We start from the raw sequence: 19,557 nt of genomic DNA, 5'->3' as shown, positions 1-19,557 counted from the left end.
ACATATCCCCGTTGTACATCACAAATTTGCACTGTTACGATCCAGCATCGCTCGCGCGCGAGCTTCTCTATAAAGAACAATAAAAGCAGGGAGTTAGTGATGACTGCTCAGGTTTCTTCTCCGCAGGACCAGGCCATGGATGCCACGCAAAATGAAGTGCTGGCCGAGGTTCGCAACCACATCGGTCACCTGACCCTCAATCGCCCCACCGGCCTCAACGCCCTGACCCTCGACATGGTGCGCCAACTGCAGCGGCAGCTGGATGACTGGGCGCTCGACGCCAGTGTCCATGCGGTCGTCCTGCGCGGCGCCGGGGAAAAAGCCTTCTGTGCCGGGGGCGACATCCGTTCGCTGCACGACAGTTTCAAAAGCGGCGATACGCTGCACGAAGATTTCTTCGTCGAGGAATATGCCCTCGACCTCGCGATCCACCGCTACCGCAAACCCGTGCTGGCGCTGATGGACGGCTTTGTCCTCGGCGGCGGTATGGGCCTGGTGCAAGGCGCCGACCTGCGGGTGGTCACCGACAAGAGCCGTCTGGCGATGCCGGAAGTCGGCATTGGTTACTTCCCGGACGTCGGCGGCAGCTATTTCCTGCCGCGCATTCCCGGTGAACTGGGGATTTACCTGGGCGTCAGCGGCGTGCAGATCCGTGCCGCCGACGCCCTGTATTGCGGCCTGGCCGACTGGTACCTGGACAGCGCCAGACTGGCGACCCTGGACGAACAACTCGATCAGTTGCAATGGCGCGACACACCGCTCAAGGACCTGCAAGGCCTGCTGGCGACGCTCGCCGTGCAGCAACTGCCCGACGCGCCCTTGAAAGCGCTGCGCCCGGCCATCGATCACTTCTTCGCCCTGCCCGACGTGCCGAGTATTGTTGAGCAACTGCGCGAAGTCACTGTTGCCGACAGCCACGAGTGGGCCACGACCACGGCCGACCTCCTGGAAACCCGTTCCCCCGTGGCCATGGGCGTCACCCTGGACATGCTGCGGCGCGGCCGGCACCTGAGCCTTGAACAGTGCTTCGCCCTTGAGCTGCACCTGGACCGCCAGTGGTTCGAACGCGGCGACCTGATCGAAGGCGTGCGCGCCTTGCTGATCGACAAAGACAAGTCCCCGCGCTGGAACCCGCCCACCCTGCAGGCGCTGGACGCCGCGCACGTGGCGAGCTTCTTCAACGGGTTTGAGCAGAGTGGGAGCTGAGTCATGCACGATATCGAATTGAGCGAAGAGCAAGTCATGATCCGCGACATGGCCCGGGACTTTGCCCGCGGCGAGATCGCGCCCCACGCCCAGGCCTGGGAAAAGGCCGGCTGGATCGACGACGCGCTGGTGGCGAAGATGGGTGAGCTTGGCCTGCTGGGCATGGTGGTGCCCGAGGAATGGGGCGGCACTTATGTCGACTACGTCGCCTATGCCCTGGCGGTGGAGGAAATCTCTGCCGGCGACGGCGCCACCGGCGCGATGATGAGCATCCACAACTCCGTGGGCTGCGGGCCGGTGCTCAACTACGGCACTGAAGAGCAGAAACAGACCTGGCTGGCGGATCTGGCCAGCGGCCAGGCCATCGGCTGCTTCTGCCTGACCGAACCCCAGGCCGGTTCCGAAGCGCACAACCTGCGCACCCGCGCCGAACTGCGCGATGGCCAATGGGTGATCAACGGCGCCAAGCAATTTGTCAGCAACGGCAAGCGGGCAAAACTGGCGATTGTGTTTGCCGTCACCGATCCGGACCTCGGCAAGCGCGGTATCTCGGCGTTCCTCGTACCGACCAGCACCGAAGGCTTCACCGTCGACCGCAGCGAACACAAGATGGGCATCCGCGCTTCCGATACCTGCGCGGTCACCCTGAACAACTGCACCATTCCCGAGGCCAACCTGCTGGGTGAACGCGGCAAGGGCCTGGCCATCGCCCTGTCCAACCTCGAAGGCGGCCGCATCGGTATCGCCGCCCAGGCCCTGGGCATCGCCCGCGCGGCGTTCGAAGCGGCGCTGGCCTACGCCCGCGATCGCGTGCAGTTCGGCAAGCCGATCATCGAGCACCAGAGCATCGCCAACCTGCTGGCGGACATGCACATGCAACTCAATGCCGCACGGCTGATGATCCTGCATGCCGCGCGGCTGCGCAGCGCCGGCAAGCCGTGTCTGTCGGAGGCCTCGCAAGCCAAGCTGTTTGCTTCGGAAATGGCCGAGAAAGTCTGCTCGTCGGCGATGCAGATTCATGGCGGGTACGGGTATCTGGAGGATTATCCGGTGGAGCGCTATTACCGGGATGCGCGTATTACGCAGATCTATGAAGGGTCGAGCGAGATTCAGCGGATGGTGATTGCCCGGGAGTTGAAAAACTATCTGGTGTGATGCTTAAAGGCTTCGCGAGCAAGCCCGCTCCCACAGTTGACCGCATTCTTCTGAAGGAACACGGTTGAATGTGGGAGCGGGCTTGCTCGCGAAAGCACCCGCAAGGGCGCTACATCACTTGCCTTGGAACTCAGCCTCACGCTTGGCAATGAACGCCGCCATCCCTTCCTTCTGATCCTGCGTCGCAAACGCCGCATGGAACACCCGGCGCTCGAAGCGCACGCCTTCGGACAGGCTCACTTCAAAGGCACGGTTGACGCTTTCCTTGACCATCATGGCGATCGGCAGGGACTTTTTGGCAATCAACGCCGCGACTTTCAGCGCTTCTTCCAGCAGTTCATCGCTCGGCACGATCCGCGCCACGATGCCGCAACGTTCCGCTTCCACCGCATCGATCAGGCGCCCGCTCAGGCACATTTCCATGGCCTTGGCCTTGCCCACGGCGCGGGTCAGGCGCTGGGTGCCGCCCATGCCCGGCAACACGCCGAGGTTGATTTCCGGCTGGCCAAATTTGGCGTTGTCGCCGGCCAGGATGAAGTCACACATCAACGCCAGCTCGCAGCCGCCGCCCAGGGCGAAGCCGTTGACCGCGGCGATGATCGGCTTGCGGCGGTTGGCCACGCGATCGCTGTCGCTGAACAGGTCGTCGATGTAGATCTGCGGATAGGTCAGCTCGGCCATTTCCTTGATGTCGGCGCCGGCGGCGAAGGCTTTTTTCGAACCGGTCAGCACGATGCAGCCGATGTTCGAATCTTTCTCCAGGCCATCGAGGGCGTGGTTCAGTTCGCTGACGATCTGCGCGTTCAAGGCGTTCAGCGCCTGCGGGCGGTTCAGGGTGATCAGGCCGACACGGCCGTGGGTTTCCAGCAAAATCGTTTCGTAACTCACAGTAGGCTCCTTGTTAAAGATTGCGCGAAATGACCATGCGCTGAATATCGCTGGTGCCTTCGTAGATCTGGCAGACCCGCACGTCGCGGTAGATCCGCTCCAGCGGGAAGTCGTTGAGGTAACCGTATCCACCCAGGGTTTGCAACGCCGCAGAACAGACCTTTTCGGCCATTTCCGAAGCGAACAGCTTGGCCATCGAGGCCTCGACCAGGGCCGGTTTGCCGCTGTCACGCAGGGCGGCGGCGTAATGCACCATTTGCCGGGCCACGGCGATCTGGGTGGCCATGTCCGCCAGGCGGAACGCCACGGCCTGATGCTCGATGATCGGCTTGCCGAAACTTTCACGCTCACGGGCGTAATCACGGGCCGCTTCGAACGCGGCGCGGGCCATGCCCACTGATTGCGAAGCGATGCCGACACGGCCGCCTTCGAGGTTGGCCAGGGCGATCTTGTAGCCTTCGCCCTCTTCGCCCAAACGGTTGGCCACCGGGACTTTCACGTCCTCGAAGAGGATCTGGCAGGTGTCGGAGGCGTGCTGGCCGAGTTTGTCCTCGACCCGGGCGACTGTGTAGCCCGGCGAATCGGTGGGCACGATCAGCGCGGTGATGCCGCGTTTTCCGGCGCTCGGGTCGGTCACCGCGAACACGATCACCACCCCGGCGTTCTGCCCGGAGGTGATGAACTGTTTGCAGCCGTTGAGTACGTAGTGATCGCCTTCCAGGCGGGCGCGGGTTTTCAGGCCGCTGGCGTCAGAGCCGGCCTGGGGCTCGGTCAGGGCAAATGCACCGAGCATTGCGCCGCTGGCCAGGGGCTTGAGGAAGCGCTCTTTCTGCTCGTCGTTGCCGTAGTTGAGGATCGGCACGCACCCCACCGAGTTGTGCACGCTCATGATGGTCGAGCAGGCGCCATCGCCGGCGGCGATTTCTTCCAGGGCCATGGCGTAGGCCAGGTAACCGGTGTCGCACCCGCCCCACTGCTCCGGCACCAGCATGCCGAAGAAACCCAGCCCGGCCATCTCGCCGATGGCTTCCTTGGGGAAACGGTGTTCGCGGTCCCATTCGGCGGCAAAGGGTTTCAGCCGCTCCTGGGCGAATTGCCGGGCGGCGTCGCTGATTTGAAGTTGTTCGTCATTGGGGATCATGACCAGTCCTTGAAATAAAACCTTGGTATTGAGCTAAGACACAGGACCTGTGGGAGCGGGCTTGCTCGCGAAGAGGGCCTGTCAGTCAGCCTATCTGTTGAATGACACACCGCTTTCGCGAGCAAGCCCGCTCCCACAAGGATTGTCGCAAGCCTTAATACACGCACTCCACGGCCATCGCCGTGGCTTCGCCGCCACCGATGCAGATTGCCGCCACACCGCGCTTCAGGCCTTTCTGGCGCAGGGCCGACAGCAGGGTCACGATGATCCGTGCGCCGGAGGCACCGATCGGGTGGCCCAGTGCGCAAGCGCCGCCGTGCACGTTGAGCTTGTCATGGGGGATTTCCAGGTGGGTCATCGCGGCCATGCCGACCACGGCGAAGGCTTCGTTGACTTCCACCAGATCGACCTGGTCCAGCGACCAGCCGGTTTTCTTCATCAGTTTCTTGATCGCGCCAATCGGCGCCACCGGGAACAGGCCCGGCGTATCGGCGAAGGACGAATGACCATGGATCACCGCCAGCGGCTTGAGGCCACGCTTGTCGGCTTCGGAACGGCGCATCAGCACCAGTGCCGCCGCACCGTCGGAAATCGAGCTGGCGTTCGCCGCCGTCACCGTACCGCCCTCGCGGAACGCCGGTTTCAGCGATGCGATCTTGTCCAGCCGGGCTTTGGGCGGCTGTTCGTCGTGGCTGATCGTCACCTGTTCCTTGCCGACGGTCACGGTCAGCGGCACGATCTCGTCCTTGAAGCTGCCGTCCTTGATCGCCTGCTGCGCACGGGTAGTCGAGGCAATGGCAAAGGCATCCTGGGCTTCGCGGCTGAAGCCGTTGGTTTCGGCGCAGTCTTCGGCAAAGGTGCCCATCAGGCGGCCTTTGTCGTAGGCGTCTTCGAGACCGTCGAGGAACATCGAATCGAGCACCCTGCCGTGGCCCATGCGGTAGCCGGCACGGGCGCGGTCCAGCAGGTATGGCGCGTTGGACATGCTTTCCATGCCTCCGGCGATGACCACCTCGGCGCTGCCGGCCAGCAGCATGTCATGGGCCAGGATGGCGGTTTCCATGCCGGAGCCGCACATCTTGTTCACCGTGGTACAGCGGGTCGACTTGTCCAGACCGGCGCCCAGCGCCGCCTGGCGGGCCGGGGCCTGGCCAAGACCGGCGGGCAATACACAACCGAACAACACTTCATCGACGGCATCCGTGGCGACACCGGCGCGCTCTACGGCGGCCTTGATCGCGGCAGCCCCCAGTTGCGGTGCAGTGAGGCTTTTCAGTTCGCCCTGGAAACCACCCATCGGGGTGCGGACGGCGCTGACGATAACGATTGGATCGTTGGCAAGCGTCATGACAAATCCTCCTTATTTGGCCGCCATGCGCAAGGCACCGTCGAGACGGATCACCTCGCCATTGAGCATGCTGTTTTCAATGATATGCCGGGCGAGCGCCGCGTATTCGGCGGGTTTGCCCAGGCGTGGCGGGAACGGTACGCCGGCGGCCAGGGAATCACGGACTTCCGGGGTCATGCCGGCCATCATCGGCGTCTCGAAGATGCCCGGGGCGATGGTCATCACGCGGATGCCGAAGCGCGCCAACTCACGGGCGGCCGGCAAGGTCAGGCTGACGATGGCGCCTTTGGAGGCCGCGTAGGCGGCCTGGCCGATCTGCCCGTCATAGGCGGCGGCCGAGGCGGTGTTGATGATCACGCCGCGCTCGCCATCGGCATCCGCTGCGCTTTCGGCAATGGCTGCCGACGCCAGGCGCAGCATGTTGAAACTGCCGATCAGGTTGACATTGATCACCTGGCTGAAGCTGGCCAGCGCATGCGGACCGTTCTTGCCGAGGATCTTCTCGCCACGCACGATGCCGGCGCAATTGACCAGGCCATTGAGGCCGCCAAAGGCCTTGACCGTCGCCTGCACTGCCGCTTCGGCCGCCGCTTCGTCGCTGATGTCCGCGACCACGCTTTGCGCGCCCAGGCGCTGGGCCTGAGCCGCGACGGCTTCGGCGTTCATGTCCACCAGCATCACTTTGGCGCCGGCGGCGACCAGCATTTCAGCGGTGGCCGCGCCCAGGCCCGAAGCACCGCCGGTGACGAGAAAAACCTTGTTTTCGATCTGCATCATTGTTTCCTTGGGTTCAAGCTGAAACGTTCTTCGCGGCGGCCTCTTGAGCCTTGGCGATTTCCTGGTTGCGCAAGATAAAGCGCTGCAATTTGCCGCTTGGGGTTTTCGGCAACTCGCTGACAAATTCGATTTCACGGGGGTACGAGTGTGCGGCCAGGCGCTTGCGCACGTGTTGGCGCAGCTCTTCGGCCAGTTCCGGCGCGGCACGGTATTGCGCGCCGAGCACGACGAAGGCCTTGACCAGTTCGGTGCGCTCCGGATCGGGCTTGCCGACCACCGCCGCCTCCACCACCGCCGGGTGTTCGATCAAGGCGCTTTCCACGTCGAACGGACCGACGCGGTAGCCGGAGGTGGTGATGACGTCATCGCTACGGCCGACGAAGCTGATGCTGCCATCCGGGTTCCACTCGACGGTGTCGCCGCTCAGGTAGTAGTTGCCGACGAACGCCTTGGTCGGTGCGCCTTCGTAGCCGGCGAACCAGCACATCGGCGACTGCGTGCGGTCGATCGCCAGGATGCCGGGCTGGCCGACCCCCAGCTCCTTGTATTCATCGTCAAGCACCACGATGCGGTGGCCGGGCGAGGCGAAACCGGCGGCGCCCATGTGGATCGGGTGGTCCAGGCCATGGTGGTTGCACAGGACCATGCCCAGTTCGGTCTGGCCGTAGTGGTCGTGGATCACCACGCCAAGGTTGTCGGCGAACCAGCGGATCACTTCCGGGTTCAGCGGCTCGCCGGCGCTGCTGACGATGCGCAGCTTGCCCTTGATCGATTTGGCGAATTCGTCGCCGCCGGCGATCAACAGGCGATAGGCGGTGGGTGAGCCGGTGAGGTTGCTGATCCCGTATTTGTTGATCACCCGGCAGGTGCTTTCCAGGGTGAACGGGCCATCGTAGAAGGTGATCGGGTGCCCCATGGCCATGGGACCTGTCACGCCGAAATAGATGCCGTAGGCCCAACCCGGATCGGCGACGTTCCAGAAGGCGTCTTCCGGGCGCAGGTCCACGGCGTCGCGGGTGTAGCTCTCGAAGGCGACGATGGCCTTGAGCGGCACCGACAGCGCTTTCGACGGACCGGTGGTGCCCGAGGTGAACATCAGCAGGAACGGGTCTTCGCCGGTCAGCATCACCGGTTCACAGGCATTGGAATAATTGGCCAGTTCGGCCCAGAAACTGTAGTCACCGCGCACGATGCCCTGCCCCTTGGGGCCGCCGACGGTGACGATGGTCGGGCAATCGGCGACTTCGGACAGTTTGGCGCGATTGACCGCGTCGGTGACCACGACTTTGGCGCCCGAGGAGCCGAGGCGGTGCTCGATGGCTTTGGGGCCAAAGGCGGTAAACAGCGGCTGGTAGACCGCGCCGATGCGCCAGGTGGCGAACACGGTGATCAGCAATTCGATGTTGCGCGGCAGCAGGCCCGCGACCTTGTCGCCCTGCTTCACGCCCTGGCTCAGAAGGAAATTGGCGAAACGCGCGGCCTTGTCCTGCAGGTCGCTGAAGGTGTACGTCGCGCTGGCGCCATCGCGGCCTTCCCAGAACAGTGCGATCCGCCCCGGCAGGGCATGGCGGTCGCAGCATTCGATACAGGCGTTGAGGCCAGTCAGATCGCCAGCGAGCGCGGCGTCGACGGTGTGCTGATAATTGAACTGTGAAACAGCAGACAAGTAATCGCGCATTGCCAGAATCCCTCTGTGTTTTTATTAGGTTGGGGGAACCGTAACTCACAGGGAAATACTCGCTCCGCGCGGGGTGCGGGGCAATGGTCAAAGTTATCAAGTTGCTTGACTGGTTTGGCCAAGGTGTCGAGAGGTGTGGTGTCTGTGAGGGACTCTTCGCGAGCAAGCCCGCTCCCACAGGGGAATGCATTCCAACGGTGGGAGCGGGCTTGCTCGCGAAGGGGCCGTCCGAATCAACATTAAACCCGGATCAGGTCGCTTCGTTGAGAATCAGACTGCGGTAATGCCCGGGATTGGACCCCGACCACTTGCGGAACGCCTTGTAGAACGAGCTCGCATCGGCAAACCCCAGGCGCGTGGCGATGTCGGCGAAGCTGATGCTCGGCTCGGCCAGCCAGACAATGGCCAATTCCTTGCGCACGCTGTCCTTGAGCCCCTGGTAGGTTTGCCCTTCCTCCGCCAGGCGCCGGCGCAGGGTCGAGGCCGACATGCACAGGCGTTGCGCCAGGGCTTCGGTTTCCGGCCATTGCTCGGCGGGGATCGCGCGCAGGTCGTGCTTGATCCGGCTGGCCAGGCTCTGCGGATCGCGATATTTCACCAGGATATTCGCCGGCGCCTGGGCCAGGAAGCGCTTGAGTTCCTCGGCCGTGCGCTTGATCGGCAAGTCCAGGCAGTCGGCGGAAAAAATCATCCGCGTGCGCGGCCGGTCGAAGCGCAGGTTCTCGGAAAACATCACCTGGTAGTCATCGCAGAAATCCGGCTGCGGGCAGCGTAACTCGATGGCCAGGATCGGAATCCGCCGCCCCGCCAGCCAGCACGCAACGCCGTGCACGATCATCCAGTAGGTGAAATAGGTGAAGGCGCGACGCGGTTCGTGATCGTCTTCCAGCAGCACGATTTCCGCCAGGCTTTGTTGGCGCACCAGTTCGGCCGGCATGCGTTCGAGCATCAACGACAGAAAACCCAGGCCGCTGGCGAGCCCCGCCGCCAGGCTCGACTGCACCATGGCGCAGTGGCAAAGAAACTCAAGGCTGCCGGATTTGAGCTTGCGCGGGTCCATGCCGAAAAACTCATCGTCCCCACGTCGCGCCAACAGCCGCCAAAGCCGCGCATAGGCGGTGGCCGGCACCCGCGCAGTGCTGGTGTCGAGCAGGCTCGAATCGATGCCGACTTTGCTCAACACTTCGAGGGTGGCCGCGCCCGGGGCGCAACTCTGCAACAGCGCTTCACGCACCAGGTGAATGGAGATGGTGTCTTTTTCCGACATTGAGCGAGGTGAGGCCTGTTGTTTGGGTGGTGGGCATATTAGCGCAGCCGCAAGCCCAACGCAGGTCCCTGTGGGAGCGGGCTTGCTCGCGAAAGCGGTGGGTCAGTCAATACATGTGTCAACTGACACACCGCTTTCGCGAGCAAGCCCGCTCCCACATTGCATCAGCGTCGGCCACAAAAAAGGTGTTGTTCAGCTTAGGTTCAGGTAAATGTCAATCGCTGGCATTTGGGAATGAGTGTCATTATGTTACAACTTAGCACCCTACCTATTTCCACAGCGGTGCCGAATGCTTGTCCCCTTTCTGATCATGTTGCGCGAAGGCATCGAGGCCGCGTTGATCGTTGGCATCATCGCCAGCTACCTCAAACAGACCGGTCGCGGCCAGTGGATGCCCGCCGTGTGGATCGGCGTGTTCCTTGCCGCCGCCCTCGCCCTGCTGGTCGGCGGCGGCCTGGAGCTGGTCAGCGCCGAGTTTCCGCAGAAACAGCAGGAACTGTTTGAAGGCGTGGTCGGCCTGGTGGCGGTCGGCATCCTCAGCTCCATGGTGTTCTGGATGCGCAAGGTGGCGCGTTCGATCAAGCATTCGCTGCACGTTTCCCTCGACCAGGCCATGGCTGGCTCGAAGCACCAGGTGACCGCGCTGATTGCCATGGTGTTCTTTGCGGTCGCCCGCGAAGGCCTGGAAACGGTGTTTTTCCTGCTGGCGGTGTTCCAGCAAAGCGAGGGCCCCGCAGCCCCGATGGGCGCCCTGCTCGGCCTGATCCTGGCGATCATCGTCGGTTTCCTGATCTACAGCGGCAGCCTGCGCCTGAACCTCGGCGCGTTCTTTCGCTGGACCGGCCTGTTCATCCTGGTGGTGGCCGCCGGGATCCTCGCCAATTCGGTCCAGGCGCTGCATGAAGCCGGCGTGTGGAATCACCTGCAAACCGTGCTCTTCGACATCAGTGCCACGCTGCCGATGGACGGCCCGTTGGGCTCGGTGCTGGCGGGCATGTTCGGCTATCAGGATGCCCCGACCCTCAGCACCCTGGGCGCCTACCTGATTTATCTGGCGGTGGCGCTGGTGATGTTCTTCCTCCCGGGTCCCGCTCCATATAGGAGCGAGCCTGTCTCCGGGCGGCGTTCCGACGATGGTCGTCAACGATAACGCGTGAAACCTGATGCCCCGCGGTGCCTGTGAGTCCATCGCGAGCGTGCTCGCTCCTACAGGGGCAATCGCTATTTTTTCCAGCAGCCAACAAGGGCAACCATGCCAGACCCAATCCCTCCCCAGGCTTCCCCTCCCCGCGCCTTGCGCTGGGCGGTGGCCGGTTCGGTGATCGTGATGATCGCCGCCGGCGGCCTGTTCTACTACGCCTCGACAATCGCCGCGGCCAAGCGCCTGGCCAACCACGACGAAGTGCTGGTGACCATTCACCCGCACAGTTGCCAGCCCAATGCCCTGAGCGTCCCGGCCGGTCGCGCCAGCTTCCGGATCCTCAACCGTTCCGATCGCGCGGTTGAATGGGAAATCCTCGACGGTGTGCTGGTGGTCGAGGAACGGGAAAACATCGCCCCCGGCCTGAGCCAGGTGATCAACGCCAACCTGTTGCCCGGCGATTACGCGATCACCTGCGGCCTGCTGAGCAACCCGCGCGGGACCTTGCATGTGACCCCGACGGCGGCCTCCGATGCGGCGGCCAAGGCCAGGCCGTCGATGGTGGCGTTCGTCGGACCGCTGTCGGAATTTCGCGTCTACTTGAGTCGCCAGGGCAGCGCGCTGATCGAAACCGTCAGCGCACTCGATCAAGCCATCGAAGCCGGCGACTTGAGCCAGGCACAAACCCTGTACGCACCGGCCCGCGCCGCTTATCAACGCATCGCCCCGGCCGCGCAACGGCTCGCCGAGCTGGACAACGCCATCAACGCCCGCGCCGATTATTTCGAGAAGCGCGAGCAGGACCCGGCCTTCATCGGCTTCCATCGCCTCGAATACGCGCTGTTCCAGCAACGCAACCTCGACGGCCTGGCACCGGTCGCCCAGCGGCTGCTTGCGGACGTCACCGCCCTTAAGCAACAGCTGCTCGCCCAGCCATTGCCGCCGGAGCAACTGGTGAACATCGTGGTGCGCAATTTCAACAGCCTCGGCGATGTGCGCGCCGGCAGCGGTGAAGAAGAACGCTACAGCCACAGCGACCTGAACGGCTTCGCCGGCAACCTCGACGCCGCGCGCAAGGTCGTCGAACTGCTGCGCCCGCTGCTGGCCAAGTCCGCCGCCGACCTGCTGCCCGGGATCGACAACGCCCTCGTCGCATTCGACAGCGAACTCAAGGGTTTCAAGGTCGATGGCACTTATGCCAGCTACGACAGCGTCAACACCAAACAGCGCCAGCAAATCGCCGACAAGGCCAAGGCCCTGGCCACCGCACTCGACGGCATTGATCCCGCCCTCGGCCTCTCCGGCCTGTAAGCAGAAGACGACATTCAGATGAACGATTCAGAGCAAATGAACCTCCAGCGACGCCGGGTATTGATGGGCATGGGCGCCGCCGGTGTCGCCCTCGCAGGCGCGGCGCTTAGCTGCCCGGCCATGGCCGCCAGCCCCGCGCAAGTCACACAAGCGCCCAGCAGCGACCGCACCGAAGACCGTCACGCCTTTCACGGTCAGCACCAGAGCGGCATCGTCACCCCGCGCCCGGCATCCGGCATGCTGGTGGCCTTCGATGTGCTGGCCAGCGACCGCGAAGACCTGGAGCGGCTGTTTCGCACGCTCAACGAACGCATCGCGTTCCTGATGAAAGGTGGGCCGGTGGCCCAGGTCGACCCGAAACTGCCACCGGTGGATTCCGGGATTCTTGGCCCGGTGGTCACGCCGGACAACCTGACCATCACCGTGTCGGTCGGCGATTCCTTGTTCGACGAGCGCTTCGGCCTGGCCGCAGCCAAACCCAAGCGCCTGATGCGCATGGTCGGGTTTCCCAACGACGCGCTGGACGCCGATTGCTGCCACGGCGACTTGAGTGTGCAGTTCTGCGCCAACACCGCCGACACCAACATCCACGCCCTGCGCGACATCGTGAAAAACCTCCCGGACCTGCTGCTGGTGCGCTGGAAACAGGAAGGCAGCGTGCCGCCCCAGGCCCCGGCCAAGCCCGGCGTCCCGGCGCAAAGCGCGCGCAATTTCCTCGGTTTTCGCGACGGTTCGGCCAACCCCGATTCCAACGACGGCAACACCATGGACCGCATTGTCTGGGTCCAGCCCGGCGGCGACGAACCGGCCTGGGCGGCGAACGGCAGCTATCAGGCGGTGCGAATCATCCGCAACTTCGTCGAGCGCTGGGACCGCACACCGTTGCTGGAACAGGAAAGCATTCTTGGCCGGGTCAAAAGCAGCGGCGCGCCCATGGGCGGCCAGCATGAAAGCGAAGTCCCGGACTACACCCGGGACCCCGAAGGCAAGGTGACCAGACTCGACGCCCACATCCGCCTCGCCAACCCACGCACCGCCGCGAGCCAGGCCAACCTGATCCTGCGCCGGCCGTTCAACTACTCCAACGGCGTGAACAAGAACGGGCAACTGGACATGGGCCTGCTGTTCATCTGCTACCAGGCCGACCTGGAGAAAGGCTTTATCACCGTACAGACCCGCCTCAACGGCGAACCGCTGGAGGAATACCTCAAGCCGGTCGGCGGCGGGTACTTCTTCACCCTGCCCGGTGTCACTGGCGACCAGGACTTCATCGGTCGCTCGCTGCTCAAAGCCACCCAACCAAAAACAACAACCTGATCACCCACGGAGCCCTCCCATGAAAAAGTCGCCACTGGCGTTAATGCTGACCCTAGGCTTGCTCAATACCCCGTTTTCAGCGTTCGCCGCGACAGCGCCGCTGGAGCTGGTGCAGCCGATTTCCGACTACAAGATCTACGTCACCGAGCAACTCGATGAACTGGCCAGCCACACCCGGCAGTTCACCGACGCGGTGAAAAAAGGCGACCTGGCCACCGCGAAACAACTCTACGCGCCGACCCGGGTTTACTACGAGTCGATCGAGCCGATCGCCGAGCTGTTCAGTGACCTGGACGCGTCCATCGACTCGCGGGTCGACGACCACGAGCAAGGCGTGAAGGCTGAAGACTTCACCGGTTTCCACCGCATCGAGTATTCGCTGTTTTCGCAAAACAGCACCCAGGGCCTGGGCGAGCTGGCGGACGGCCTGAACAAGGACGTCCAGGACCTGCAAGCCCGCGTCGCCGGCCTGACCTTCCCGCCAGAAAAAGTCGTCGGCGGCGCCGCTGCGTTGCTCGAAGAAGTCGCGGCCACCAAGATCTCCGGCGAGGAAGATCGCTACAGCCACACCGACCTCTATGACTTCCAGGGCAACATCGACGGGGCGAAGAAAATCGTCGACCTGTTCCGTCCGCAGATCGAGCAACAGGACGCCGCGTTCATCGCCAAGGTCGACAAGAATTTCGCCACGGTCAACAAGACACTGGCCAAGTACAAAACCAAAGAGGGTGGTTTCGAGACGTACGACAAGGTGAAGGAAAACGATCGCAAGGCGCTGGTCGGGCCGGTCAATACGCTGGCGGAGGATTTGTCGACGTTGCGCGGGAAGTTGGGTTTGAACTGAGTGTTCTAGCGCCTGGGCGGGCCTCTTCGCGGGCAAGCCCGCTCCCACATGGGATTTGTGACGATCACAAAATTGTGATTCGACTCAGGCCCCCTGTGGGAGCGGGCTTGCTCGCGAAGGCGTGCTCACCCACACCACATTATTTGCCCTTTACAGAATCCGATACAGCAACCGCTCGATCCGCACGCGACTCACACGCTTGAGAAACTTCGCCACCCCGGCCGGGTATTCAGGCAATGTTTCCAGATCCTGATAACGCTCGATGCGCGTCGTGTGCTGGAAGATCTCTTTCAGTTCCCTGGCGCGCGGCTCCAGCAGTTCACCCTTGGGATCATCGATCAGCAAGGCATTTTCCAGGTCCAGCCGGAACGCCCGCGGGTTGAGGTTGTTGCCGGTCAGCAAGGTGTAACGCTTGTCGATCCACATGCCCTTGAGGTGGTAGGTGTGATCGTCGTCCCTCCACAGGTGCAGGTTCAACTGGCCGCTGTCGATGTTGCGTTGATGGCGCTTGGCGAAGCGGCGCAGGCTGATTTCGTAGAGGTACGGCAGCGCCGAAATCACCTTGAACGGCTCGCTCGGCGGGATGTAGAAGTCGTTGGCGGTCTTGTCACCGACCACGATGTCGATCTTCACGCCACGGGCCAGCGCCCGGTTGACCTCACGGATGATCGCCAGCGGCAGATTGAAGTACGGCGTGCAGATGGTCAGCTGATGCTGGGCGCTGGCAATCAGTTCGCAAATCGCCCGGTTCAGCGGGTTGTTCTTGCCCACGCCCAGCAAAGGGCTGACCGACAGGCCGCTCTTGTCCGTGGTGCCCTGGGTGGTGTCGTAGGCGGCGTGCTTGAGCCGGCTGCGCAGGTCGCCGATGTCGTTGCGCAGGCTGCGGGTGGTTGGCAGGTTGGGCAGGTCGAGGCGATGCACCGCCTTGGACGCCACCAGGCCGTGCTGCACCAGATGCTGCATCGAATCGGCCAGTTCGCGACTGTGCAGCAGGTGATAGCGGTCGTAGCGGTATTTTTCGAACTTGTGGAGGTAGACGTTGTTCAGACTCGCACCGCTGTAGATCACGCAGTCATCGATGATGAAGCCTTTCAAGTGCAACACGCCGAACAGCTCGCGGGTCTGCACCGGCACGCCGTACACCGGCACTTCACTGGCGTGGGTACGGGTCATTTCTTGATACCAGGCCGAATTGCCCGGTTGCTTGCCGGCACCGATCAGGCCGCGCTGGGCGCGCAGCCAGTCGACGACCACCACCACGTCCAGTTGCGGACGCGCCAGTTTAGCCGCGTGCAGGGCATCGAGAATTTCCTGGCCAGCCTCGTCCTGTTGCAGGTACAGCGCGACGATATAGATGCGCTGGGTGGCACTGGCGATTTTTTCCAGCAGGCAACGACGGAATTCGGCAGCGCCGGAGAGGATGGTGACGGCATCGGCGGTCAGCGGGAAACTGCGCAGTTTGGGCAGCAGGGAGCGTTTGAAAAGCAACGGCATAGGGCTCGCAATCGGGTCGAATCCAGAGAGTTTGAGAGCTTACACCATGGATGGGTTCGGGTCTTGTCGTCGTCTGTGATGGCCGCTTCGCGAGCAAGCCCGCTCCCACAGGGAAACGCATTTCAAAGGTGGGAGCGGGCTTGCTCGCGAAGGCGGACTAATAAACAGATAGTTTCTATTGACCAAGGAGAACGATCGTTCTACTGTAAGCGCCATGAACAAGATAACCAGCAACGACACACGCGATATCATTCTGGATGTCACCGAAAAGTTGATCTACAAAAGTGGCATTGCCGCCACGGGCATGGATCTCCTGGTGAAGACCGCCGGCGTCTCCAGAAAAAGCATTTACCGCTACTTCGCCAACAAGGAGGAACTGACCGTCGCGGCCCTGCAACGCCGGGATCAACGCTGGATGCACTGGTACAGAAGCGAAGTCGACCAGGCCCAAACTCCGGCCGGGCGCCTGCTCAACCTGTTCACCGTGCTCAAGGCGTGGTTCGACTCCGAAGGCTTTCGCGGCTGCGCGTTCATCAACACCAGTGGCGAAACCGGCGACCCCCGGGACCCGGTCCGCCTGGTCGCCAAGGACCACAAACAGAAGCTGCTCGACTACGTGTGCGAGCTGTGTACCGAATATGGTGCCGAGGATCCGCAGCTGCTGGCCAAACAGCTGTTGATCCTGATTGATGGTGCCATCACCGTGGCGCTTGTCATGGGTGATTACAGTGCCGCCGATAATGCGCAATGCATGGCGCGAAAGTTATTGGACCTGTCTTGACTTGATCAAGCCCAACCACTTGCTTGAACTTTACATTCTTACGGAGACTTGAAATGTCCAACGCCGAAGTTCGTCCGCCATTGCCGCCGTTCACCCGTGAATCGGCCATCGAAAAAGTCCGCCTGGCCGAAGATGGCTGGAACTCCCGCGATCCGCAGCGCGTCTCGCTGGCCTACACCCTGGACACCAAATGGCGTAACCGCGCCGAATTCGCCTACAACCGCGAAGAAGCCAAGGGCTTCCTGACCCGCAAATGGGCCAAGGAGCTGGACTATCGCCTGATCAAGGAACTCTGGGCCTTCACCGACAACCGCATAGCCGTGCGTTACGCCTATGAATGGCACGACGACTCGGGCAACTGGTTCCGCTCCTATGGCAACGAAAACTGGGAGTTCGACGAAAACGGCCTGATGGCCAACCGCTTTGCCTGCATCAACGACATGCCGATCAAGGAAAGCGACCGCAAGTTCCACTGGCCGCTGGGTCGTCGCCCTGACGATCATCCGGGCCTCTCGGACCTGGGCCTGTAAACACCGGTCCACTGTAGGAGCTGCCGCAGGCTGCGATCTTTTGATTTTGCTTTTAAGAAGATCACAGCCTGCGGCAGCTCCTACACAAAGCAATCGGTCGCCCACGAGATTGGATGCGGGTAAGATATCGCCCCTTCCCCGCAGCCCCTTTGCTGCACCCTGCCGATTAAGCCCGATTCCATGCCTTTCGAACTCAGCGTTGACCTCACCACCCTGGCCATTCTGGCCTTTGTCGCTTTCATTGCCGGCTTCATCGATGCCATCGCCGGCGGTGGCGGCCTGTTGACCACGCCCGCCTTGCTCACCGCCGGCCTGCCGCCCCACCTGGTGCTGGGCACCAACAAACTCAGTTCTACCTTCGGCTCGGCCACCGCCAGCTTTACCTTCTACCGCCGCAAGCTGTTCCATCCAAGGCAATGGATGCACGCCATCGTCGGCACCCTGGTCGGCGCACTGACCGGTGCCATCGTCGCGCATTACCTGCCGGCCGAATGGCTGAACAAGATGCTGCCGGTGATCGTCTTCGCCTGCGGCCTCTACCTGTTGTTTGGCGGCACGCCGAAAGCGCCGCTGGACAGCGATGCGCCGATCAAAAAGAAGTGGCAGTCGACCCAGGGCTTCAGCCTCGGTTTCTACGATGGCGTGGCCGGTCCCGGGACGGGGGCGTTCTGGACCGTCAGCAGCCTGCTGATGTACCCGATCGACCTGGTCAAGGCCAGCGGCGTGGCGCGCAGCATGAACTTCGTCAGCAACATCGCGGCGCTGTCGGTGTTCGTATTTTCCGGGCAGGTGGACTGGATCATCGGCCTGAGCATGGGCCTGTCGGTGATGGTCGGGGCCTTCTTCGGGGCTCGCACCGCCATCAGCGGCGGCGCGAAATTCATCCGTCCGGTGTTCATCACCGTGGTGCTGGGGCTGACCGTGCGGCTAGCCTGGCAACACTGGTTCAGCGTGGCCTAGACGACGCGCCACATAGACGTCGATCAGGTAACGGGCAATCGAGCGTGACGCCGGCAACGGCGGCAGCGCGTGCACATTGAACCACTGGGCGTCTTCGATCTCGTCTTCCTGGCAGACGATGTCGCCACCGGCGTATTCGGCATGGAAGCCGAGCATCATCGAATGCGGGAACGGCCAGCACTGGCTGCCCATGTACTGGATGTTCTTGACCTCGATCCGCACTTCTTCCCGCACCTCGCGGATCAGGCAGTCCTCGGCCGATTCACCAGGCTCGGCAAACCCCGCCAGCGTGCTGTAGACCCCCGGCACAAAGCGCGGAGAACGCCCCAGCAAAATCTCGTCGCCACGGGTGACCAGCACGATCATGCTCGGCGAGATGCGCGGGTAGCTGCGCATGTCGCACGGCTGGCAATACATCGCCCGCTCACGCGGCACCTGGACCATGGCCTGGCCACAATTGCCGCAAAAGCGATGTTCACGGGCCCAGGTGCCGATCTGCGCGGCGTAACCGAGCACCTTGTAGAGCGTGTGATCGCCTTCGAGCATGAACGCCCGCAAGCCTTTCCAGTTGCAGCCCGGTACATCGCCCGGGCTACGCAACTCCAGCAGGTACACCGGCTCGCCGTCGAGGTGGCCGATGCCGTGTTCGGCGAGAACCGGCAGGTCCTGGCGCTTGAGCCATTCCCGTGGGAACAGCGCGCCATTGTCATCGAACAGGAAGCCTTCGGGGCTACGCGCAACGGCCCAGCCGCCGGGTTGGTCGGTGTCCAGTACTGCAGTGGTCCAGCGTGAAGTCATTTTTCAATCAATCCAGAAATTCGGGTTTCTGTTTGCTCATATGGGCGGCCATGGCCACGCGCAAATCGTTGGATTGCAGCATGGCGGCGTTCCAGGTGGCGACGTATTCGAGGCCGTCATCGATGCGGTGATCGCGCATGTAGCTGATCATCGCCTTGGTGCCCGTGACGGCTATCGGCGACTTGCTCGCAATCTCGCGGGCAATGCCCATGACGCCATCGAGCAGGCTGGCGGTGTCGCTGTAGACGCGATTGACCAGGCCCATGCCACGGGCTTCTTCGGCGCCGAAGTGGCGACCAGTGTAAGCCAGTTCACGCAGCATGCCGTCACCGATGATTCGCGGCAAGCGTTGCAGCGTGCCGACGTCGGCGGCCATGCCGATGTCGATTTCCTTGATCGAGAACTGCGCGTCTTCGGCGGCGTAACGCATGTCGCACGCGGCGATCAGGTCGATGGCGCCGCCCAGGCAATACCCCTGGATGGCCGCCAGCACCGGTTTGCGGCAATTGTCGACGGCGTTGAAGGAGGCTTGCAGGTTGAGGATCTTGCGGCGCAGCAGGCGCGCGTTGCGTCCGACGTCCTTGCCCAGCTCATTGGCCACGCCGGCCAGCATCATCAGGTCGATGCCGGAGGAAAAATGCTTGCCGGCCCCGCTGAGGACCACCACCCGCACTTCATCGGTGTCATCGATCCATTGGAAAATCTCGACGATCTCGCTCCAGAAGGCAGCGTTCATCGCGTTGATCTTTTCCGGACGATTGATCTGCACATGAGCGATTTTATCGGCCAGTTCGACGGTGAACGCGGTGTATTGGGACATGCCGGTGATCCTTTTAGCGGGCAAAAAAAGAGGGCCCGACTATAACAAGGCATTGAGGTGGGCAGTAAGGCAGTGGTTCGGCCAAAAGCGGGACCGGTTGG

The 19,557-nt window shown here is 62.7% G+C and carries 18 protein-coding genes; 9 read left to right on the top strand and 9 right to left on the bottom strand.

Going from position 1 to position 19,557, the window contains the following annotated elements:
- The first annotated feature begins 99 nt into the window (after positions 1–99).
- Positions 100–1,206, top strand: coding sequence for an enoyl-CoA hydratase/isomerase family protein (locus tag F8N66_RS13550; RefSeq protein WP_150770644.1), 1,107 nt, complete (start codon positions 100–102; stop codon positions 1,204–1,206).
- A gap of 3 nt (positions 1,207–1,209) precedes the next feature.
- Positions 1,210–2,361 carry an acyl-CoA dehydrogenase family protein gene (locus F8N66_RS13545; protein ID WP_150770643.1) on the top strand — a complete coding sequence of 384 codons (1,152 nt, stop codon included), beginning with the start codon at positions 1,210–1,212 and terminating at the stop codon, positions 2,359–2,361.
- A gap of 114 nt (positions 2,362–2,475) precedes the next feature.
- On the opposite strand, the gene F8N66_RS13540 is transcribed toward F8N66_RS13545, so the two are convergent.
- The 6 genes from F8N66_RS13540 to F8N66_RS13510 form a co-directional block, all read right to left on the bottom strand.
- Entirely contained in the window at positions 2,476–3,249 is a 774-nt protein-coding gene (locus tag F8N66_RS13540) for an enoyl-CoA hydratase (protein WP_150770642.1), read from the bottom strand.
- Positions 3,250–3,262: 13 nt separating this feature from the next.
- Positions 3,263–4,390, bottom strand: a complete 1,128-nt coding sequence (locus F8N66_RS13535; protein ID WP_150770641.1) for an acyl-CoA dehydrogenase — start codon at positions 4,388–4,390, stop codon at positions 3,263–3,265.
- A 154-nt stretch (positions 4,391–4,544) separates the two neighbouring features.
- Positions 4,545–5,738 (bottom strand): acetyl-CoA C-acyltransferase, encoded by a 1,194-nt coding sequence (locus F8N66_RS13525; RefSeq protein ID WP_150770640.1) that lies wholly within the window; start codon positions 5,736–5,738, stop codon positions 4,545–4,547.
- Between the two features lie 12 nt (positions 5,739–5,750).
- Entirely contained in the window at positions 5,751–6,512 is a 762-nt protein-coding gene (locus F8N66_RS13520; RefSeq protein ID WP_150770639.1) for an SDR family NAD(P)-dependent oxidoreductase, read from the bottom strand.
- Between the two features lie 16 nt (positions 6,513–6,528).
- Positions 6,529–8,193, bottom strand: coding sequence for an AMP-binding protein (locus F8N66_RS13515; RefSeq protein WP_150770638.1), 1,665 nt, complete (start codon positions 8,191–8,193; stop codon positions 6,529–6,531).
- A gap of 250 nt (positions 8,194–8,443) precedes the next feature.
- A complete protein-coding gene (locus F8N66_RS13510) occupies positions 8,444–9,460 on the bottom strand; it encodes an AraC family transcriptional regulator (RefSeq protein WP_150770637.1) in 1,017 nt (338 codons plus the stop codon).
- Positions 9,461–9,749: 289 nt separating this feature from the next.
- Between F8N66_RS13510 and efeU the strand changes: the two genes are divergently transcribed.
- The 4 genes from efeU to efeO (F8N66_RS13490) all read left to right on the top strand — a co-directional run bounded on the left by efeU (position 9,750) and on the right by efeO (F8N66_RS13490) (position 14,073).
- Complete coding sequence (gene efeU, locus F8N66_RS13505; RefSeq protein ID WP_150770636.1) at positions 9,750–10,610, top strand: iron uptake transporter permease EfeU; 861 nt, start codon at positions 9,750–9,752, stop codon at positions 10,608–10,610.
- Positions 10,611–10,712: 102 nt separating this feature from the next.
- Positions 10,713–11,912: an iron uptake system protein EfeO gene (gene efeO / locus F8N66_RS13500; protein ID WP_150770635.1), complete on the top strand. Its 1,200-nt coding sequence runs from the start codon at positions 10,713–10,715 to the stop codon at positions 11,910–11,912.
- Between the two features lie 18 nt (positions 11,913–11,930).
- Positions 11,931–13,229 (top strand): iron uptake transporter deferrochelatase/peroxidase subunit, encoded by a 1,299-nt coding sequence (efeB, locus tag F8N66_RS13495; RefSeq protein ID WP_150770634.1) that lies wholly within the window; start codon positions 11,931–11,933, stop codon positions 13,227–13,229.
- 19 nt (positions 13,230–13,248) lie between these two features.
- On the top strand, positions 13,249–14,073 hold the full coding sequence (efeO, locus tag F8N66_RS13490) for an iron uptake system protein EfeO (protein WP_150770633.1): 825 nt from the start codon (positions 13,249–13,251) through the stop codon (positions 14,071–14,073).
- Between the two features lie 150 nt (positions 14,074–14,223).
- Here the strand turns inward: efeO (F8N66_RS13490) and pssA are convergent, their stop codons facing one another.
- Positions 14,224–15,567 (bottom strand): CDP-diacylglycerol--serine O-phosphatidyltransferase, encoded by a 1,344-nt coding sequence (gene pssA, locus F8N66_RS13485; RefSeq protein ID WP_150770632.1) that lies wholly within the window; start codon positions 15,565–15,567, stop codon positions 14,224–14,226.
- A gap of 214 nt (positions 15,568–15,781) precedes the next feature.
- Here pssA and F8N66_RS13480 point away from each other — a divergent pair, with 214 nt between their 5' ends.
- The 3 genes from F8N66_RS13480 to F8N66_RS13470 all read left to right on the top strand — a co-directional run bounded on the left by F8N66_RS13480 (position 15,782) and on the right by F8N66_RS13470 (position 17,838).
- A complete protein-coding gene (locus F8N66_RS13480; protein WP_150770631.1) occupies positions 15,782–16,348 on the top strand; it encodes a TetR/AcrR family transcriptional regulator in 567 nt (188 codons plus the stop codon).
- A gap of 53 nt (positions 16,349–16,401) precedes the next feature.
- The gene (locus F8N66_RS13475) at positions 16,402–16,878 is read left to right on the top strand and encodes a DUF1348 family protein (RefSeq protein WP_150770630.1); all 477 of its coding nucleotides are present in this window, start codon (positions 16,402–16,404) and stop codon (positions 16,876–16,878) included.
- Between the two features lie 180 nt (positions 16,879–17,058).
- Positions 17,059–17,838, top strand: coding sequence for a TSUP family transporter (locus tag F8N66_RS13470; RefSeq protein WP_150770629.1), 780 nt, complete (start codon positions 17,059–17,061; stop codon positions 17,836–17,838).
- Here the strand turns inward: F8N66_RS13470 and nudC are convergent.
- Positions 17,806–18,636: an NAD(+) diphosphatase gene (gene nudC / locus F8N66_RS13465; protein WP_150770628.1), complete on the bottom strand. Its 831-nt coding sequence runs from the start codon at positions 18,634–18,636 to the stop codon at positions 17,806–17,808. The genes F8N66_RS13470 and nudC overlap by 33 nt on opposite strands.
- A 7-nt stretch (positions 18,637–18,643) precedes the next feature.
- A complete protein-coding gene (locus tag F8N66_RS13460) occupies positions 18,644–19,456 on the bottom strand; it encodes a crotonase/enoyl-CoA hydratase family protein (protein WP_150770627.1) in 813 nt (270 codons plus the stop codon).
- Positions 19,457–19,557: the final 101 nt, after the last annotated feature.

The organism is Pseudomonas fluorescens (assembly GCF_902498195.1).
In the GTDB taxonomy this organism is placed as follows: Bacteria; Pseudomonadota; Gammaproteobacteria; order Pseudomonadales; family Pseudomonadaceae; genus Aquipseudomonas; species Aquipseudomonas fluorescens_BU.
The sequence above is the reverse complement of the archived record's forward strand: the minus strand, read 5'-3'. Positions and strand labels throughout refer to the sequence as shown.

Excerpts from the sequence above, each read along its gene's own strand:
- efeB (WP_150770634.1), top strand. The coding sequence starts at position 11,931 with ATGAACGATTCAGAGCAAATGAACCTCCAGCGACGCCGGGTATTGATG.
- F8N66_RS13510 (WP_150770637.1), bottom strand. The coding sequence starts at position 9,460 with ATGTCGGAAAAAGACACCATCTCCATTCACCTGGTGCGTGAAGCGCTG.
- efeO (WP_150770633.1), top strand. The coding sequence starts at position 13,249 with ATGAAAAAGTCGCCACTGGCGTTAATGCTGACCCTAGGCTTGCTCAAT.
- F8N66_RS13515 (WP_150770638.1), bottom strand. The coding sequence starts at position 8,193 with ATGCGCGATTACTTGTCTGCTGTTTCACAGTTCAATTATCAGCACACC.
- F8N66_RS13545 (WP_150770643.1), top strand. The coding sequence starts at position 1,210 with ATGCACGATATCGAATTGAGCGAAGAGCAAGTCATGATCCGCGACATG.
- F8N66_RS13535 (WP_150770641.1), bottom strand. The coding sequence starts at position 4,390 with ATGATCCCCAATGACGAACAACTTCAAATCAGCGACGCCGCCCGGCAA.
- F8N66_RS13525 (WP_150770640.1), bottom strand. The coding sequence starts at position 5,738 with ATGACGCTTGCCAACGATCCAATCGTTATCGTCAGCGCCGTCCGCACC.
- F8N66_RS13470 (WP_150770629.1), top strand. The coding sequence starts at position 17,059 with ATGCCTTTCGAACTCAGCGTTGACCTCACCACCCTGGCCATTCTGGCC.
- F8N66_RS13520 (WP_150770639.1), bottom strand. The coding sequence starts at position 6,512 with ATGCAGATCGAAAACAAGGTTTTTCTCGTCACCGGCGGTGCTTCGGGC.
- efeO (WP_150770635.1), top strand. The coding sequence starts at position 10,713 with ATGCCAGACCCAATCCCTCCCCAGGCTTCCCCTCCCCGCGCCTTGCGC.
- pssA (WP_150770632.1), bottom strand. The coding sequence starts at position 15,567 with ATGCCGTTGCTTTTCAAACGCTCCCTGCTGCCCAAACTGCGCAGTTTC.
- F8N66_RS13460 (WP_150770627.1), bottom strand. The coding sequence starts at position 19,456 with ATGTCCCAATACACCGCGTTCACCGTCGAACTGGCCGATAAAATCGCT.
- nudC (WP_150770628.1), bottom strand. The coding sequence starts at position 18,636 with ATGACTTCACGCTGGACCACTGCAGTACTGGACACCGACCAACCCGGC.
- efeU (WP_150770636.1), top strand. The coding sequence starts at position 9,750 with ATGCTTGTCCCCTTTCTGATCATGTTGCGCGAAGGCATCGAGGCCGCG.
- F8N66_RS13475 (WP_150770630.1), top strand. The coding sequence starts at position 16,402 with ATGTCCAACGCCGAAGTTCGTCCGCCATTGCCGCCGTTCACCCGTGAA.
- F8N66_RS13480 (WP_150770631.1), top strand. The coding sequence starts at position 15,782 with ATGAACAAGATAACCAGCAACGACACACGCGATATCATTCTGGATGTC.
- F8N66_RS13550 (WP_150770644.1), top strand. The coding sequence starts at position 100 with ATGACTGCTCAGGTTTCTTCTCCGCAGGACCAGGCCATGGATGCCACG.